At 51.1% G+C, this 16544-nt stretch carries 13 protein-coding genes and 2 pseudogenes; 6 read left to right on the forward strand and 9 right to left on the reverse strand.

Annotated elements, in window-relative coordinates:
• Positions 1 to 55 precede the first annotated feature (55 nt).
• Positions 56 to 1093 (forward strand): NADPH-dependent curcumin/dihydrocurcumin reductase, encoded by a 1038-nt coding sequence (gene curA / locus OGX99_RS19935; RefSeq protein WP_252838797.1) that lies wholly within the window; start codon positions 56 to 58, stop codon positions 1091 to 1093.
• Between the two features lie 30 nt (positions 1094 to 1123).
• Here the strand turns inward: curA and pqqU are convergent, their stop codons facing one another.
• Positions 1124 to 3244, reverse strand: a complete 2121-nt coding sequence (pqqU, locus tag OGX99_RS19940) for a TonB-dependent receptor PqqU (RefSeq protein ID WP_187252398.1) — start codon at positions 3242 to 3244, stop codon at positions 1124 to 1126.
• 258 nt (positions 3245 to 3502) lie between these two features.
• Between pqqU and yncE the strand changes: the two genes are divergently transcribed.
• Complete coding sequence (yncE, locus tag OGX99_RS19945) at positions 3503 to 4564, forward strand: 7-bladed beta-propeller protein YncE (protein WP_286540576.1); 1062 nt, start codon at positions 3503 to 3505, stop codon at positions 4562 to 4564.
• Positions 4565 to 4738: 174 nt separating this feature from the next.
• Here the strand turns inward: yncE and ansP are convergent, their stop codons facing one another.
• The 4 genes and pseudogenes from ansP to OGX99_RS19965 all read right to left on the reverse strand — a co-directional run.
• The gene (ansP, locus tag OGX99_RS19950) at positions 4739 to 6181 is read right to left on the reverse strand and encodes an L-asparagine permease (RefSeq protein WP_286544847.1); all 1443 of its coding nucleotides are present in this window, start codon (positions 6179 to 6181) and stop codon (positions 4739 to 4741) included.
• A gap of 278 nt (positions 6182 to 6459) precedes the next feature.
• On the reverse strand, positions 6460 to 8001 hold the full coding sequence (locus OGX99_RS19955; RefSeq protein ID WP_286544850.1) for a methyl-accepting chemotaxis protein: 1542 nt from the start codon (positions 7999 to 8001) through the stop codon (positions 6460 to 6462).
• A gap of 441 nt (positions 8002 to 8442) precedes the next feature.
• Positions 8443 to 8580, reverse strand: a pseudogene (locus OGX99_RS19960) (zinc-binding dehydrogenase); the annotation flags it as partial.
• 2 nt (positions 8581 to 8582) lie between these two features.
• A pseudogene (locus tag OGX99_RS19965) lies at positions 8583 to 8924 on the reverse strand (LysR family transcriptional regulator); the annotation flags it as partial.
• Between the two features lie 120 nt (positions 8925 to 9044).
• Here OGX99_RS19965 and OGX99_RS19970 point away from each other — a divergent pair.
• Positions 9045 to 9662: a glutathione S-transferase family protein gene (locus OGX99_RS19970; RefSeq protein WP_151219266.1), complete on the forward strand. Its 618-nt coding sequence runs from the start codon at positions 9045 to 9047 to the stop codon at positions 9660 to 9662.
• 69 nt (positions 9663 to 9731) lie between these two features.
• Here OGX99_RS19970 and OGX99_RS19975 read toward each other — a convergent pair whose 3' ends face one another.
• Both OGX99_RS19975 and OGX99_RS19980 read right to left on the reverse strand, forming a co-directional pair.
• Positions 9732 to 11042, reverse strand: coding sequence for an MFS transporter (locus tag OGX99_RS19975; protein ID WP_286544854.1), 1311 nt, complete (start codon positions 11040 to 11042; stop codon positions 9732 to 9734).
• Positions 11043 to 11117: 75 nt separating this feature from the next.
• Positions 11118 to 12314, reverse strand: coding sequence for an L-talarate/galactarate dehydratase (locus OGX99_RS19980; protein WP_286544857.1), 1197 nt, complete (start codon positions 12312 to 12314; stop codon positions 11118 to 11120).
• A 271-nt stretch (positions 12315 to 12585) separates the two neighbouring features.
• Here OGX99_RS19980 and OGX99_RS19985 point away from each other — a divergent pair, with 271 nt between their 5' ends.
• Positions 12586 to 13638: a LacI family DNA-binding transcriptional regulator gene (locus OGX99_RS19985; RefSeq protein WP_502873436.1), complete on the forward strand. Its 1053-nt coding sequence runs from the start codon at positions 12586 to 12588 to the stop codon at positions 13636 to 13638.
• A gap of 34 nt (positions 13639 to 13672) precedes the next feature.
• A complete protein-coding gene (gene pptA, locus OGX99_RS19990) occupies positions 13673 to 13900 on the forward strand; it encodes a tautomerase PptA (RefSeq protein ID WP_151219263.1) in 228 nt (75 codons plus the stop codon).
• Between the two features lie 28 nt (positions 13901 to 13928).
• On the opposite strand, the gene OGX99_RS19995 is transcribed toward pptA, so the two are convergent.
• Positions 13929 to 14501: a flavin reductase family protein gene (locus OGX99_RS19995; protein ID WP_286544860.1), complete on the reverse strand. Its 573-nt coding sequence runs from the start codon at positions 14499 to 14501 to the stop codon at positions 13929 to 13931.
• A gap of 157 nt (positions 14502 to 14658) precedes the next feature.
• Here OGX99_RS19995 and nhoA point away from each other — a divergent pair, with 157 nt between their 5' ends.
• Complete coding sequence (nhoA, locus tag OGX99_RS20000) at positions 14659 to 15504, forward strand: N-hydroxyarylamine O-acetyltransferase (protein ID WP_286544863.1); 846 nt, start codon at positions 14659 to 14661, stop codon at positions 15502 to 15504.
• Positions 15505 to 15560: 56 nt separating this feature from the next.
• Here the strand turns inward: nhoA and OGX99_RS20005 are convergent, their stop codons facing one another.
• A complete protein-coding gene (locus tag OGX99_RS20005; RefSeq protein WP_286544865.1) occupies positions 15561 to 16454 on the reverse strand; it encodes a PhzF family isomerase in 894 nt (297 codons plus the stop codon).
• Positions 16455 to 16544: the final 90 nt, after the last annotated feature.

The raw sequence follows: 16544 nt of genomic DNA on the forward strand, positions 1-16544 counted from the left end.
GCAGGTCCGGGCTGCTACTATTGATGGATTCATGCCAAAAGCAGAGGAGCACATCATGGGTCAACAGACTAATCGTAATCGCCGCTGGGTACTGGCTTCCCGCCCACATGGCGCGCCAGTTACGGACAACTTCCGTCTTGAAGAAGATGAGGTTGCAACGCCGGGTGAAGGTCAGATTTTACTGCGCACTGTTTTTCTTTCTCTCGATCCCTATATGCGTGGACGCATGAGCGATGAACCGTCTTACTCCGCACCGGTTGAGATTGGCGGCGTTATGGTTGGCGGTACCGTAAGTCGCGTAGTGTCATCTAATCATCCTGACTATCAGACTGGCGAGTGGGTGCTGAGCTACAGCGGATGGCAGGACTATGACATCTCCGATGGGAACGGGCTGGTGAAACTTGGCGATAACCCCGAGCATCCCTCCTGGGCACTGGGCGTTATGGGTATGCCAGGTTTTACCGCCTATATGGGACTGCTCGATATCGGTCAGCCGAAAGCGGGAGAAACGCTGGTTGTGGCAGCCGCGACAGGCCCGGTTGGCGCAACGGTAGGACAGATAGGTAAGCTCAAAGGTTGCCGGGTGATCGGCGTTGCAGGCGGCGCTGAAAAATGCCGCCATGCCACCGAAGTACTGGGTTTTGATGTCTGTCTCGATCACCACGCACAAGATTTCGCGCAACAGCTGGCAAAAGCCTGTCCACAGGGGATCGATATTTACTATGAAAACGTCGGCGGAAAGGTATTTGACGCTGTCCTGCCGTTACTCAACACGTCTGCGCGCATTCCGCTTTGCGGACTGGTCAGCGGTTACAACGCCACATCGCTCCCTGCCGGACCGGACAGATTACCTTTGCTGATGGCAACGCTGCTGAAAAAACGTATCCGCATGCAGGGCTTTATCATTGGTCAGGATTATGGTCACCGCATTCAGGAGTTTCAGCGCGAGATGGGACGTTGGGTTAAAGAGGGCAAAATCCATTACCGCGAGCAAATCACCGACGGTCTGGAAAATGCGCCGCAGACCTTTATCGGCCTGCTGACCGGCAAAAACTTTGGCAAGGTGGTTATTCGTCTTGCCGACGATGCGTAAATCGGAGGGCGGGAGTCATTCCCGCCAGTTTTACTCAAAACGCCATGCCAGATTAATTCCTAAACCGTAGTTTCGTCCTGGCGCCGGTTCGTAGTATCTGCCGTTTGACTCATTCACAATCACCGAGCCGACATAAGTTTTATCGAACAGATTATCCACCCGAGTGAACAGGTCGATCATGAGACTGCTGTAATAAAATTTATAACCGGTATTCAAACCAACAACGGTATAGGACGGGGCTTTCGCTGTATTTTCATCATTGGCCATAATGTTGCCCATATAACGAACTTCTGTTCCCGCATACCAACCTTCATCAGGCACGTAGCCCAGTGACGCAAATCCCATGTTTTGCGCTATGCCGGGCAGTCGGTTGCCGTTGCAGTTTTGATCGCCACAGACGTTGCTGCGATAAGTTGCATCCAGCCAGGTCCATGCCGCTTTTACGCGCCAGTTTCCTGCAAAACGTTGGTCCCAGGCTAACTCGGCGCCCTGACGGCGGGTTTTACCGGCGTTTTTATAGGTCGTCCTTCCACCGCTGCTACTGTCAACGACGATTTCGTCATCCGTGTTGGTCTGGAACAGGGCGGCGGTAAACAATCCGTCACCGATACGCGTTTTACTGCCAATTTCAACGGTATCATTTGTTGCAGGCTGTAGGTTAAAATTCATCCCACTTTGACCATCAGCGCGGTAAGACAATTCATTGATGGTCGGCGTTTCGAACCCGCGTCCCGCAGCCAGGTAAACGTTCCAGGCATCAGTGATGGCGTATTTTAACGACCCGGCAGGTAACCACTGGTGATAGCTGGCGTCACCGCTGTCATCTCCGTTACCTGGGGTAATATAGCGATCGTTAGAATCAAACCACACCGAACTGTAGCGAAGGCCTGCATCCAGCGAAAGCTTCTGCGTTAATTGCCACTGGGTTTGCAGATAGGGATCGAGATTCCACATCAGATTACGCTCGTTACGTCGTAAGTCGCCTTTCTGGCCATACTCCGGCACGCCTTCATCAAGGCGAAAGTTGTTGTAGCCTTTCCGGTTTTCGCTCATGTTTTCATAATTCAGACCGGTAGTGAAGGTCACGGGTATGCCCAGCTCACCACGGTGAGTCCAACGGTTATCTATCCCCTGATAATGACGCTGCAGGGTAATGACGCCTCCGGCGTGAGACGGTTTTAACTGAGGGGCCATTGGGATCGACTGGTACTGCGTGGTCTCACGTTCCCCCGCGTAGGTCATGATACTGATATCATCCTGCGCGCTAAGCTGGCGTTCATATCGCAATCCCGCCTGGGTCTGTTTGATGGTTTTTCGCGTATTAAATTGCTCTGCGCGAGGCGATTGCTGCGGATTAGACTGCCATTCCGACTCGGTAAGACCGCCGGGATCGTCGGCCTTGCTGTCTACACTATTGAAAATCAGTGTCAGTTTGCTCGCATCATCTATGCGCACGCCCAGTTTGGCATTGGCCAGACTTTTTTGCGCACTACTGCGATCGCGATATCCGTGGGTGGTAAACCGGGTTGTTGAAACGGTGTAATCCACATCCCCTCGTTGAGTACCATCACCCAGCGCGCCCGTTGCTTTTAACCCGTAGCGCCAGGTGCCAAAACTGCCGTAATAACTGCTGGCTTCAATGGTTGGCGGTTCATGACCCGTTTCAGTGCTGACATTCATCACCCCGCCGGAGGCATTGCCATACAAAGCCGAGAAGGGGCCACGTAAAACCTCAATATTTTGTACGCTGCTGATATCAATATTGGAGGTTTGACCCTGTCCATCCGGCATCGTTGCCGGGATCCCGTCGACGTACAAACGAATACCGCGGATGCCATACGTGGTTCGCGAACCAAATCCGCGAATCGACAACTGTAGATCCTGGGCGTAGTTCTGCCGATTTTGCACCTGTAGACCTGGGACACTAGTCAGGGATTCAGACAAATTAATTCGCGGCGTTGCCAGACGCATATCTTCGCCGTTAACGACGCTGACGGCGGCTGGGGTGTCCAGCTCAGAAACGGATTGCGGCGTCGCGCTCACGATCAGCGTTTGATCGTTGATCTCACTTTCTGCCACAGCACATGGGGAGAGCAGGAAAGACAGTAATGAAACAGGAAATGCAATAAAGCGAGCTGAAAAAATCGTCATGAACAAGGCCAGTAAATGATGTTTACGCCGTAAAATCGGCGGTAATCATGTGAATATTTTTATAAAAGATGAAATTTAGCGCTGTTGAATTGCGGTAAATAACCGGACAACCAAAACGATTGTAGTCAATATGTGAATAAGTGCTCCACTTTGAGATGAATAATGATTACTATTCTCATTACTACAAAGCAAAACTATGATTTTGCGCATTGAAGCTATGTGAAGCAGTAACAAACGAATTTTTCAAAGGGAGTCGTCATGTCTTTACGTCATCTGTTTTCACCGCGTCTGCGTGGTTCATTACTGTTAGGTTCACTGCTCGTTGCATCATCTTTTACTACGCAGGCTGCAGAAGAACTACTGCGCAAAGCCGTGGGTAAAGGCGCCTATGAAATGGCGTACAGCCAACAAGAGAACGCACTGTGGCTGGCAACCTCGCAGAGCCGCAAACTGGATGTCGGCGGGGTGGTTTATCGTCTTGATCCAGTCACCCTCGAAGTGACTCAGGTTATTCATAACGATCTCAAACCGTTTGGTGCCACCATTAACAACGCCACGCAAACGCTGTGGTTCGGCAACACGGTAAATAGCGCGGTAACGGCGATGGATGCCAAAACGGGCACAGTGAAAGGGCGTCTGGTGCTGGATGCGCGTAAGCGTTCTGAAGATGTTCGCCCGCTGCAGCCGCGTGAACTGGCCGCAGATGACGCCACGAACACGGTATACATTAGCGGTATTGGTAAAGAGAGCGTGATTTGGGTGGTGGACGGTGATGCCATTAAACTGAAGGACACCATTCAAAATACTGGCAAAATGAGCACCGCTCTGGCGGTCGACAGCAACGCTAAGCGCCTGTATACGGCCAATGCAGACGGTGAATTCATTACCATCGATACCACCACCAACAAAATTCTCATTCGCAAAAAGCTGCTGGATGATGGCAAAGAGCATTTCTTCATCAACCTGAGCCTGGACACGGCGGGTAACCGTGCATTTGTCACCGACTCTAAAGCGGCAGAAGTGCTGGTAGTCGACACCCGTAATGGTAACGTACTGGCTAAAGTCGCCGCGCCGGAATCCCTGGCCGTGCTGTTCAACCCGGTGCGTAACGAAGCCTACGTGACCCATCGTCAGGCCGGAAAAGTCAGCGTGATCGACGCGAAAAGTTATAAAGTCGTCAAAACGTTTGATACCCCAACATTCCCGAACAGCCTGGCGCTCTCCGCCGATGGTAAAACCCTGTACGTCAGCGTGAAGCAGAAGTCTACACGCGAACAGGAAGCTACCCAGCCGGACGATGTTATTCGTATTGCGCTGTAATTAACCGGAGGGGGAAACCCCTCCGATCATTTCTCCAAACCCTACGATACGCCTCGTCAAAGCTGGATAAAAAGACGGGAATGCGCGGGGAATTAACAGCAATGACGTCGCGCAGTTGATTGAAACTAACTAAAAAAGAAGGCCTGAAGGATTAACCTGTCAGGCCTTTTGTCATTACGGCGCAGTGCGGTGAATTTCAGCAACGCGCTTACGTACACCAAACCAACCCGCAACCAGCAGGATGGCTATCAGCGGTAATGATGCGATGGTATAAGTACCGTTCGGATAGTCAAACGCCATCAGTACCAGCACGCTCAGCAGGAACAGCAGCGTTAACCAGGAGGTAAACGGTGCGCCCGGCAGTTTGAAGCTGACATCTACCGTTTTGCCTTCTTTGATGGCCCGGCGCAGACGCATCTGACAGACCATAATAAATCCCCACGACGCAATAATGCCCAGCGATGCGAAGTTCAGCACAATCTCAAACACCTGCGATGGAACCAGATAGTTCAGGAATACGCCAACGACATACACGACCAGCGTGGCGAGGATCCCAGCCCAGGGTACCTGTTGACGGCTCATTTTCGCCATAAACTTCGGCGCAGATCCGCCCATCGACATGGAACGTAAAATACGCCCGGTGCAATACAGCCCGGAGTTAAGGCTGGAAAGCGCCGCAGTGAGCACCACAATATTCATGATACTGCCGATGTACGGCACACCCAGTTTGGAGAAGAAGGTGACAAACGGGCTTTGTCCTGCCTGATAGGCGTTCCATGGTAGTAACAGAACCAGCAGCACGACAGAACCCACATAAAACAGACCAATACGCCAGATAACGCTATTGATTGCTTTTGGCACCATCGTTTGCGGATCTTTGCATTCACCGGCGGCAGTGCCCACCAGTTCAATAGAGGCAAACGCAAAAACCACACCCTGTACAAGTACCAGCGCTGGCAGCAGGCCATGCGGGAAGAATCCGCCGTTGTCGGTAATCAGGTGAAAGCCCGTGGCGTTACCATCAAGCGGCTTTCCGGTACCTAAAAATACGGTCCCCACCACCAGAAAAATGAAAATCGCCAGTACTTTAACCAGTGCAAACCAAAACTCCATCTCTGCGAACCACTTCACGCCGATCATGTTCATGGTGCCGACAATGGCCAGTGCGCCGAGGGCGAATACCCACTGCGGCACATCGCCAAATGCGCCCCAGTAATGCATATACAGCGCCACTGCGGTGATATCGACAATGCCGGTCATTGCCCAGTTGATGAAGTACATCCAGCCCGCCACATAGGCGGCTTTCTCACCTAAAAATTCACGAGCATAGGAAACAAAACTGCCGCTGGAAGGGCGGTGTAAAACCAGTTCACCGAGCGCGCGCAGTATAAAGAACGAAAAAATACCGCACACCAGATAGACCAGCGCCAAAGCAGGCCCGGCCATCTGCAAGCGTGCGCCTGCGCCTAAAAACAATCCGGTACCAATTGCGCCGCCAATGGCGATCATTTGCACCTGTCGATTGCCCATCGCTTTGTGATACCCCTCTTCGTGGGCATTCAACCAGCGTCGTTTCGCCGCATGTTGCTCTGCGGCTTGCGTGTTGTTTGTGTTCATTACGTTTCCTGTTGACCTGACAAAAATTCAACGTCCTTTTTGCCGCACCTGCTGCGGCGAAAACAGCGTTACCCTTCATTGTGTTACGAGGGAAAACAGCCGGCCGAGCATCCTACATTCAATTGATCGGTTCCGCAAAGCCCCGATAACAAGAATTCAGTATTTTTGTACAGCCATAGCTGGCGCGGTGTGGCCTCGATTCAGCCAATAAAAAAGAAGGGGGTTAATACAAGGAGAGGCGCACTTATCGAGACATTTACCCGATAAGCGCGGCGTGTTTATGCCGATGCGCCAAAGACCTGAACGGCCTGCTGTAAACGTGATGAACGCTGGGTCAGATCGGCAGTCGCGTCAGTGACACGTTCCACCATCTCTGCGTTATTGTGCGTCATGGTGCCAACGCGTGAAATCGAATCATTAATCAGATCCAACGCCTGGGTTTGCTCGCGGGTGGCCAGACTAATGTCTTTGATCATCATCGACATCTGCAGTACATCGCCAATCATCCCGGTGAGATGTGTTTCCGTTTGCTCCACCATTTTGACCCCGCTATTCACGTTAGCGACGTTTTTTTCGATAAGTTGCTTGATCTCTTTTGCCGCGGACGCTGAGTGCTGCGCCAGATTTCGCACTTCTGCCGCCACGACGGCAAAACCACGGCCGGACTCCCCGGCGCGCGCCGCCTCAACTGCGGCATTGAGCGCCAGAATATTGGTCTGAAAAGCGATGCTGTCGATGACGCCAATGATGTCAACGATCTGCCCGTTGTCACGCGATATCGCCTGCATCATGGCGATAGTTTGTTTCATGATATCGCCGCCTTCTGCAGCGTTGGCGCTGGTTTTATCGGCCATAGTCATGGTATGAGCCGCCGTTTCAGCGGTTTGCTGTACTGCACTGCCAATTTCTTCAATGGCCGCAGCCGTCTGTTGCAGGTCGGCTGAGGTTTCTTCTGAGCGTTTATGCAGCGCCGTACCTTCTTTTGATACCCGTTGACTGATCGCGCGAATGCCGGAGATTTGCGTACTGACGTCATCGACCAGTGAATTCAGGTTAAGTCCGGACTGATTAACCAGCCGCATCAGCATTCCGATCTCATCCACCCGATTTAAATGACAGTTATCAGGTTTTCGTCCGGATACCACTTTTTTCATTTGCGTCAGTAGCGTATTAACTGGCTGACAAATTTGATACTTAAGGTAAATAGCAAGCATAAGAAATAATATTAACAACCCACCCGCCTGAATAAATGGGTTGATAGGGGCGAACTGAAATAACAAAGTGAGCAGGGCGGCTACTCCTAAAGAATAATTGACACGCTGGCTAATACTCAGCCATTTAAACATAGAAGCCCATGCCATTATGCCGCGACGAATGATAATGCCTTTATAAAGCCGAAAGCCTTTAAACTGCTGACTATTAATTTTTTGGTATAAGCTTTCACTATGAGTTATTTCATCACGCGAAGGAACGGTACGCACCGAAATGTAGCCAGTGAGCTTTTCATTGTGCCAGACCGGTGTAACGTTGGCGCGAACCCAGTAATGGTCGCCATTCTGCCGACGGTTTTTCACCATCCCTGTCCAGCTCTCTCCCTGCTGTAGCGTGTACCACATATCGGCGAACGCCGCGGGAGGCATATCAGGGTGGCGAATAATATTATGCGGTTCGCCCATTAATTGCTGTTCGTTAAATCCGCTGGCATCAATAAATGCGGAGTTGGCGTAGGTAATATGACTTTCTTTATCCGTCGAAGAAAGCAGCGTCGCTTTATCGTTAAGTCTGTGCTCAATTTGTGTAACGGGCGTGTTACTTTTCATAGAGACCCCATGATGGTATGTAAAATCCATACAAAAAATCCCCGCAATGAAACCAGGGGATATTAAAAGTTGTTTTAAATAAGTCTTAATAAGAAACGCTGCATTCTCTACTAATCATCAATTTTGTGAAAGTACTTAAAATAAAAATTTCCATTTAAACTATTCATTTGTTGTCATAAAAGTTAAACAATTAATACAAACATATAACGCGAAAGGCGGTTTGCCCTGACCTAAGTTAAATTAACTGCTATCTTACTGTTGAAATAAAACAAACTCAAAAGTATATTTTTTTACAGGGCGGATAACATCCCTATTATATTTTGTAGTGTACGCATACAAGATTTTTTAATCAGGAAGTGATAGGCATAGTGAAAATATCGCGCCAGAAAGAAAGCGCTGTCAGGAGCGCACCGTGAGGCACAAGGCTGCGCCGCACAGGGATTACAGGGTGACGACGATTTTACCCACCTGACCGTTGGCTTCCATGTAGCGATGCGCGTTGACAATGTCATCAAAAGCGAAGGTTTTATCAATCAGCGGTTTGAGCTGACCGGATTGCAGTCCTTCAAAGATAAACCGTTATCCGGGTAGCGCGACTGGAAATCGTTCAGGGCCGGGACTAATACCGAATGCGCCAGCGACAGGGGAGCGTTCACCCTGAGTTTTCCGCGCGGAGGGCGAGTGGGTGAGAAAGAGGTCATGATGTCATCAACATCACCAAGTAATATTTTTGTGCGCTGATAAAAAGCGTCGCCCTCATCAGTCAGACTCACTTTGCGGGTGGTGCGCTTAAGCAGCTTTACGCCCATCGCTTTGGTTACAGCAGGGCGATGCAGGTGTAACACATCGGCGGCTTTGGCAAATCCGCCTTGCTCCACAACCTGCACAAAAATGCTCATGTATTTAAACATACTGGAACGCATCTCTTACTCTCCTGGTGTTCGCTCTGGCACGGGTATTGTTATTATTAGAGTAATAATGATGACTGCATAGACTCACGAATGCTGCTCTACACTTAGGGTTTTAACATTGAGGGTTGCAGCATGATGAAAATCTATGGGGTGCCGGGCTGGGGATCGGCCATCAGTGAAGTTATGCTCACACTGGCGGAAATCCCTTATCATTTTATTAATGTCGACGGTTTTGACAGTGACGGCCCTCAGCGGGAGTTACTTAAAAAAATGAATCCGCTATGTCAGGTGCCCACACTGGTGCTGGAAAATGGCAATGTGATGACGGAAACGGCAGCGATCGCGCTGATGATCCTCGATCGTTGCCCTGAACTTGCGCCACCCGTTGGACACGCCGAACGCCAGCAGTTTCAGCGCCTGCTGATTTGGCTGGTGGCAAATGTCTATCCTACATTTACCTTTGCCGACTATCCCGATCGCTGGGCGCCAGATGCTCCGGCGCAGTTGAAAAAAAACTGCATTGAGTACCGGAAATCTCTCTATATGTGGCTGAACGATCAGCTAAACGCCGAGCCGTACGCATTCGGGGATCAGCTAACACTACTGGACGTATATATTGCCGTTATGCGCACCTGGGGGCCAGGGCATGACTGGTTTCAGGACAACACGCCGAATATTAGCGCCATCGCTGATGCAGTTTGTCAGCATCCGAGGCTGCGAACTGTCCTGAAAAACAATAAGATTATTTGAATAAAAAAACGCTGTTCCGCAGGAGTGCAAATCCCGGAACAGCGGGCGAACCTTCGCCATAAGGTAAAATTACGCGACGGAAGGCGTCAGCGTAATACGATCCAACGGACCGACAATAAACAGATAAGAAATCAGGCCAATCAGTCCCATCGAGCCGACGTACAGAATGGCGTAGTCGAATGACTGGGTATTCGCCAGAATGACGCCGATCACTAGCGGTGTAATAATACTTGCCATGTTGCCGCACATATTGAATACGCCGCCAGCAATGCCGAGCACCTCTTTAGGCGAGGTATCGCTGAGTACGCACCATCCCAGATTGCCAAAGCCTTTGGCGAAAAACGCCAGACTCATCGCTGCAATAACCACAAATTCTGATGAGGTATAATTGGCAATAACGATGACGCAGGAAAGTAACATACCACAGATAACCGGCAGCTTACGGGCGACAGTCAGGCTGTAGCCGCGTTTTAGTAGCCAGTCGGAGAACACGCCGCCTAATAATCCACCGATAAAACCGGCAATAGCAGGAATACTGGCGACAAATCCCACTTTGAGGATCGACATACCTTTAGCCTGGTACAGATAGGTAGGGAACCAGGTCAGGAAGAACCAGGTAATTGACGTTACGCAGAACTGCCCGATGTAAACGCCAATCATCATGCGATTGACGCAGACGCTTTTAATTTGCGCAAAGGTAATTTTCTGCGGCTCTTTTTTATTGCCCAGTGACGGTTCGCCACCACCTTCCCGTATATAGTCAATTTCCTGTTGGTTTACTTTCGGATGATGCATAGGATCCCTGACTTTGACCAGCCAGAAGATGCCAAGAATCACGCCAATTGCCCCGATATAATAAAAAACAAAGTGCCAGCTCAGATTATGCAAAATAATCGTCATGAGCGGCGTAATAATCCCTAACGAGATATATTGTGCGGCCTGATAAACGGAAGTGACAAAGCCGCGTTCGTTATTTGGAAACCACTGCACACTTAATCGGCTGTTGGCAGGAAAGGCCGGAGCCTCAATGGCACCCATCAGTAATCGTAAGATAATCAATACGACCAGTGGGCTGGCGTACAGATAAATTGTGCCCTGGAACATGGTCACCAGCGACCAGCCAATCAGGGCGCAACCGTAAACCAGACGAGAACCGTAACGATCAAGTAGCCAGCCGCCTGGCAACTGCATAATGACATAAGAAATACCGAAAGCGGAAAAGGCCAGTCCCATAGCTTCAGGATCAAAACCTAATTCTTTACTCATAATCGGAGCCACCACGGATAACGTCGCGCGATCGGCATAATTAAATACAGTGGCAAGAAACAGAAATATCAGAATGCCGTAACGCACTTTTGTGCGCTTTATTATTGTGTTCATCACCCACTCCTTTCATAAGGTTGAGAGCGTTTATGTAGGGGAAGAGGGCGGGTGTTATTTACCCGCCAAAGTCAATTAAGGACGTTTTCCAAACTCGCAGGTTAATTGCGTCCAGCGGCGCGCTTGTTCACTGATGCTGAACCCCAGACCGTGACGGTCAGATACCCACATCCGCCCATCGCGCAGCTCAAGCTGTTCATTAAATAGCGGGTTCAGCCATTCGAAATGTTCCAGCCATGGCTCAAGCGGATAAGCGGCGGACAAATGCAGGTGTACTTCCATGGCGAAGTGAGGTGCCAGTTTACGTCCGTGTTTTGCCGCCAGATCCATAATCTTAAGGAACGGTGAAATCCCGCCCACACGCGGCGCATCGGGCTGCACAAAATCACTGGCATTGCCGAGGATCAGCTGCTCATGTTCGCGGAAGCTGGTCAGCATTTCACCGGTGGCAATCGGGGTATCCAGCGCGGCTGCCAGTTGGGCGTGGCCTTCTACATCGTAGGCGTCAAGCGGCTCTTCTATCCAGATCAGATTGAACTGCTCCATTTTACGTCCCATACGGATGGCGGTTTCTCGATCCCACTGCTGATTGGCATCGACCATCAACGGGAAGTCATCACCCAGCGCTTCACGTACCGCGGTTAAGCGGCGAATATCCTCGGCGCAGTTTGGCTGACCAACCTTGAGTTTGATGCCGCCAATACCGTTCTCACGAGAAATAACCACGTTTTTGAGCACCTGATCCAGCGGCGTATGCAGGAACCCACCGGAGGTGTTGTAGCACTGCACGGAGTCCCGATGCGCACCCAGCAGTTTTGCCAGCGGCAACCCTGCACGCTTGGCTTTCATATCCCATAAGGCGATATCGATAGGGGAGATAGCCTGAACCGCCATGCCGCTGCGCCCCACGGAAGCCCCAGCCCACAGCAGCTTGGTGTAGATCTTGTCGATATCGTTTGGATCTTCGCCTAACAGGTTGTCGGCAATTTCTTTGGCATGCGCATAGATTCCCTGACCGCCAGCCCGCTTGGAATAACTAAATCCAACGCCTTCGTATCCGTCGCGACTGCGGATCTCGGCGATGATAATGGCAACTTCGGTTAAGGGTTTCTGACGACCGGTCAGCACTTTAGCATCGCTTACCGGTGTTGCCAGAGGAAGGAAAGCCAGGGACAGTTTGACCCACTCGATACGGTCGCCAGTTTCTGCCGCGGTTTTTCCATTGGCTGATTTGGCATAGGTCACGGCATCGGAATTAGCGCTTAAAGACATATTATTCTCTCCTGGTGATAAAAAATGATTGCGCTAACATTTTTAGTGTTAGCGCAATCAGTGCGCCAGCAAATTGATTGTGATTTGAACAACCGCTCACAAATATGGAGATGAAAGGGCAAGAACTTGTAAACAGCATCACATTCCAATATTTTATGGGAAAATGCACAATTCTTTATGATGGCGCTATCATTTTGTTTGATAACACTACGCTAAGCTGCTGTTTTCTTTTTGCTATGGTGGAGGGGCGCTGGCAATAGCCGAAATCATGATGAATAATGCCACGATAAATCAGCGATTTTTGACAAGGGCATCGACAGTGAAAAACGCCAGACCTCCGCGAGCACCCACGCTGGAAGATGTTGCCCGTACTGCAGGATTGTCACCCATGACGGTGAGCAGAGCGCTAAATAGCCCGCAGTTGGTGCGCCCGAAAACGGTGGAAAAAGTGATGCAGGCGGTACGCGCCACGGGGTATATCCCTAACGCGCTGGCCGGGGGGCTGGCTTCGCGTCGCAGTAAGCTTATCGCCGTGGTTGTTCCGCAAATTAACAACAATATGTTTGTCGATACCATTCAGACATTAAGCGATGAACTGGCTGAGCGCGGGTACCACATCTTGCTCTGCGTATCAGGTTACACGCCGCAAACTGAGGCCGAGCTGGTGGCGACGCTGCTTTCTCGCCGCCCGGATGGCGTCGTGCTCACCGGTATCCATCATACCGCCGAGTTGAAAAAGGTGATTCTTAATGCGGCCATTCCGGTTGTGGAGATCTGGGATTTAACGCCAACGCCCATCGATATGCTAGTCGGTTTTTCGCATGAAAAAGTGGGTCAGGCGGTGGCAGACTATTTGCTAAAAAAAGGTTATCGCCGTCCTGGTTTGCTATGGACTGCCGATCGCCGTGCAGGCCAGCGAAAACAAGGGCTACGTGATGCGCTGAGTCGTCATGATATTGCGGCTGACGCGCAGGTGGATGTTCCGCTTCCGGCTTCTCTGGCATTGGGGCGCAGCGGGTTGACGCAACTACTGGCTGAGCACACGTTTGATGTCATTGTCTGTAGTTCAGATACGTTAGCCCAAGGGGCGATTATGGAAGCCGAAAGCCGTGGTTTACGCGTGCCGCAGGAGCTAGCGATAATCGGTTTTGGCGATCTTGATTTTGCCGCCAGTAACCGGCCAGCCATCACCACCGTCAGCGTCGACCGACGGGCCATTGGACAACGCGCCGCCTCACTTCTGGCCGATCGTATCGAACAAATCCCGCGTGAAGACGATATTATTGATGTCGGATTTCACCTGGTTGAACGAGAGTCCGCATAAGTAACCTGCATCCCAAAACAATAAGGAACCTGTCATGCCGCACGTTGATATCAAATGTTTTCCTCGCGATCTGAACGAAGAACAGAAGGCCGCACTGGCGGCGGATATTACCGAAGTCATTATTCGTCATTTACAAAGCAAAGAGAGTTCAGTGAGCGTGGCGCTGAATGAAATTGAGCCCGAGGCGTGGCAGGGCGTGTGGGATGCCGAAATTGCGCCGCAGATGACGAGGCTGATTAAAAAACCCGGCTACAGCATGTGAAAGTAAACGGGCGATTATTGCGCCCGTATTATTCAGCCGCTGTTATGCGTTTCCCGTTGGTGACAAACGTTCCGGCGCCAAGATGATGCAGGGTATTGAGTAGGCCATCATCAAACTGCCAGCGTCCCTCAACGAAGACACGCTCATCAGCGGCAGCAGATACCACTTCGCCAAACAGGGTGTCATATTTTTCCTGTGCCGCAGTTGCAGGCAGCAGACGACACTCCATCCAGGCCAGACATTTCGCTTCTATTAACGGTAATCCCAGTACCGGACCTTTTACCACCGGAATACCATAGCAGTTAAATTTATCTTCTACGCGACCCGAAACGCTGCCTACCGCCCAGGTCCAGTTGGTGGCGGCCACGCCCGGAATAACGATGCCGAACTTGCCGCTACGCTCAATCAATTCACGCGACCAGGCGGTTTTATCGACAACAATTGCGATCCGCGGCGGTTCAAACTCCACGGGCATTGACCATGCCGCCGCCATCACATTGCGCCGCTCGGTATGCTCATCCCGGCTGGTGATTAGTATCGTAGGGCCGTGGTTAAGCAGCCGACTTGCATGTTTTAATTCGATTGAACGGAAATGGCTCATGGATGCTCCTGGTCTGAGAGATAACACACCACAATAGATATAGATATTAACGGTATTAGCGATTTTGTCGCCTCGTCTTGAGGAACAACGCACAATTTCGACAGCGTAAAATTAAAAATGCGTTATAAGTACTGCACCAATCGAACAGGAACGCCGTATGACGCCTTTTTTAACCGCTTATTTTGCCCGCATTGGCTGGTCAGGTTCGGCCAGCACCGACATTGAAACCTTAAAAGCACTGCATTTACTGCACAACGGTGCAATTCCATTTGAGAACCTGGATGTATTGCTGCCAAGAGAGATGCAACTCGACGATCAGTCGCTGGAAGAGAAACTGGTGACCGCGCGTCGCGGCGGCTATTGCTTTGAGCAGAACGGAGTGTTTGAGCGCGCGTTACGCGAAATCGGTTTTAACGTACGTAGCCTTCTCGGACGAGTGGTTCTGGCTAATCCGTCAAGCTTGCCGCCGCGCACGCATCGTCTGTTGCTGGTTGAATTACAGGGAGAGCAGTGGATCGCCGACGTTGGCTTCGGCGGACAAACGCTGACGGCGCCGATTCGTCTGCAGGCCGACATTGAGCAGCAAACGCCGCACGGTGAATATCGCCTGGTTCAGGAGGGTGATGACTGGCTTCTGCAGTTCCGCCATCACGATCACTGGCAGTCAATGTACCGCTTCGATCTGGTGGTGCAACATCACAGCGATTATCTGATAGGTAACTTTTGGTCCGCGCACTGGCCACAATCACATTTTCGTCATCATCTGCTGATGTGTCGCCATCTTCCGGACGGCGGCAAGCTGACGTTGACCAATTTTCATTTTACCCATTATCAGGATGGTCGTGCGGTAGAACAGATAAATTTACCCGATGTCGCCAGTCTGTATGCCTTGCTGCAGGAACGGTTTGGACTGGGTGTGGATGATGTGAAGCATGGGTTTACCCTGGATGAGCTGGCGACCGTCATGGCGGCGTTTGATACACATCCGGAGGCGGGGAAATAGAGGATGGGAATAATGCCGGATGCGGCGTCATCGCTTCATCCGGCTTACAGATTCAATCAAAAATCGATCGCCCATTCGGCATGAAACAGGATCACTGCCGAACCGGTAATAGTCACTTTTTCCGGCAGGTTATCACGGATAGCCACCGTCACATCAACAATACCGTCGCGCCCGAGCGCGCGGCCCTGATACCCCTGAACACGTAGCGTTTTCCCGTCATGCGCCATCACGCCATGGTGAACCAGCCACGCCCCCATTGGACCGTTGGCATTGCCGGTGACCGGATCTTCCACAATACCAATAGCAGGCGAGAACATGCGGCCATCGGTGGCGTTTTCGTCCTTGCGAATTTGAAAAGGGAAGAACCCGTTACAGCCAATTTGCTGGCTGATAGCGGTCAGGGCAGGCAAATCCGGGGAAAGGGCGTCGAGGTCCACCTCAGGCTTCAGCGCAATCATCACTTTAGAGTGTCCGGTGGTGGCTACCTGAATGGGTAATCCGGGCAGCATATCGTCTTCGCTCAGGTGCAGTGCATCGATTATCGCGGCACGTACAGCACCTTCCAGCGGAGCTTCGAATCCAGGTACGCCTTGTTCAAGGCTGATGCGATAGTCATTGTCACTTGCTTCAATATCGACCCGATGACGACCGGCGAGCGAGGTTTGCCAGACGGTGCTGTTGCCCAAACCCAGCACATTGGCGCGCACATAATGTGCTGCGACGGTAGCGTGCCCACAGATAGGAACTTCGACCGTCGGCGTGAAATAACGGATGTGAACATCGCTGTCGTCACTGGTCAGCAGGAATGCGGTTTCCGAATGACGTAGCTCGCGAGCAATGAGCTGCATCTGCGTTTCGCTCAGTCCGTCAGCATGCAACACCACTCCCGCTGAATTGCCACGAAAGGGTAGCGAGGTAAAGGCATCGACGTGATAAACCTGTGGTTTCATTAGCGTTCTCCCTGGGATGGAGAAGCATCATAACGTACAAAAAGCGGGATAGCGATCCAGGCCCGGTAAGCGCAAGCTATACCGGGCATC

This window comes from Citrobacter sp. Cu096 (genome assembly GCF_030332285.1).
Lineage (GTDB): Bacteria > Pseudomonadota > Gammaproteobacteria > Enterobacterales > Enterobacteriaceae > Citrobacter > Citrobacter meridianamericanus.

Excerpts from the sequence above, each read along its gene's own strand:
- curA (WP_252838797.1), top strand. The coding sequence starts at position 56 with ATGGGTCAACAGACTAATCGTAATCGCCGCTGGGTACTGGCTTCCCGC.
- pqqU (WP_187252398.1), bottom strand. The coding sequence starts at position 3,244 with ATGACGATTTTTTCAGCTCGCTTTATTGCATTTCCTGTTTCATTACTG.
- yncE (WP_286540576.1), top strand. The coding sequence starts at position 3,503 with ATGTCTTTACGTCATCTGTTTTCACCGCGTCTGCGTGGTTCATTACTG.
- ansP (WP_286544847.1), bottom strand. The coding sequence starts at position 6,181 with ATGAACACAAACAACACGCAAGCCGCAGAGCAACATGCGGCGAAACGA.
- OGX99_RS19955 (WP_286544850.1), bottom strand. The coding sequence starts at position 8,001 with ATGAAAAGTAACACGCCCGTTACACAAATTGAGCACAGACTTAACGAT.
- OGX99_RS19970 (WP_151219266.1), top strand. The coding sequence starts at position 9,045 with ATGATGAAAATCTATGGGGTGCCGGGCTGGGGATCGGCCATCAGTGAA.
- OGX99_RS19975 (WP_286544854.1), bottom strand. The coding sequence starts at position 11,042 with ATGAACACAATAATAAAGCGCACAAAAGTGCGTTACGGCATTCTGATA.
- OGX99_RS19980 (WP_286544857.1), bottom strand. The coding sequence starts at position 12,314 with ATGTCTTTAAGCGCTAATTCCGATGCCGTGACCTATGCCAAATCAGCC.
- OGX99_RS19985 (WP_502873436.1), top strand. The coding sequence starts at position 12,586 with ATGAATAATGCCACGATAAATCAGCGATTTTTGACAAGGGCATCGACA.
- pptA (WP_151219263.1), top strand. The coding sequence starts at position 13,673 with ATGCCGCACGTTGATATCAAATGTTTTCCTCGCGATCTGAACGAAGAA.
- OGX99_RS19995 (WP_286544860.1), bottom strand. The coding sequence starts at position 14,501 with ATGAGCCATTTCCGTTCAATCGAATTAAAACATGCAAGTCGGCTGCTT.
- nhoA (WP_286544863.1), top strand. The coding sequence starts at position 14,659 with ATGACGCCTTTTTTAACCGCTTATTTTGCCCGCATTGGCTGGTCAGGT.
- OGX99_RS20005 (WP_286544865.1), bottom strand. The coding sequence starts at position 16,454 with ATGAAACCACAGGTTTATCACGTCGATGCCTTTACCTCGCTACCCTTT.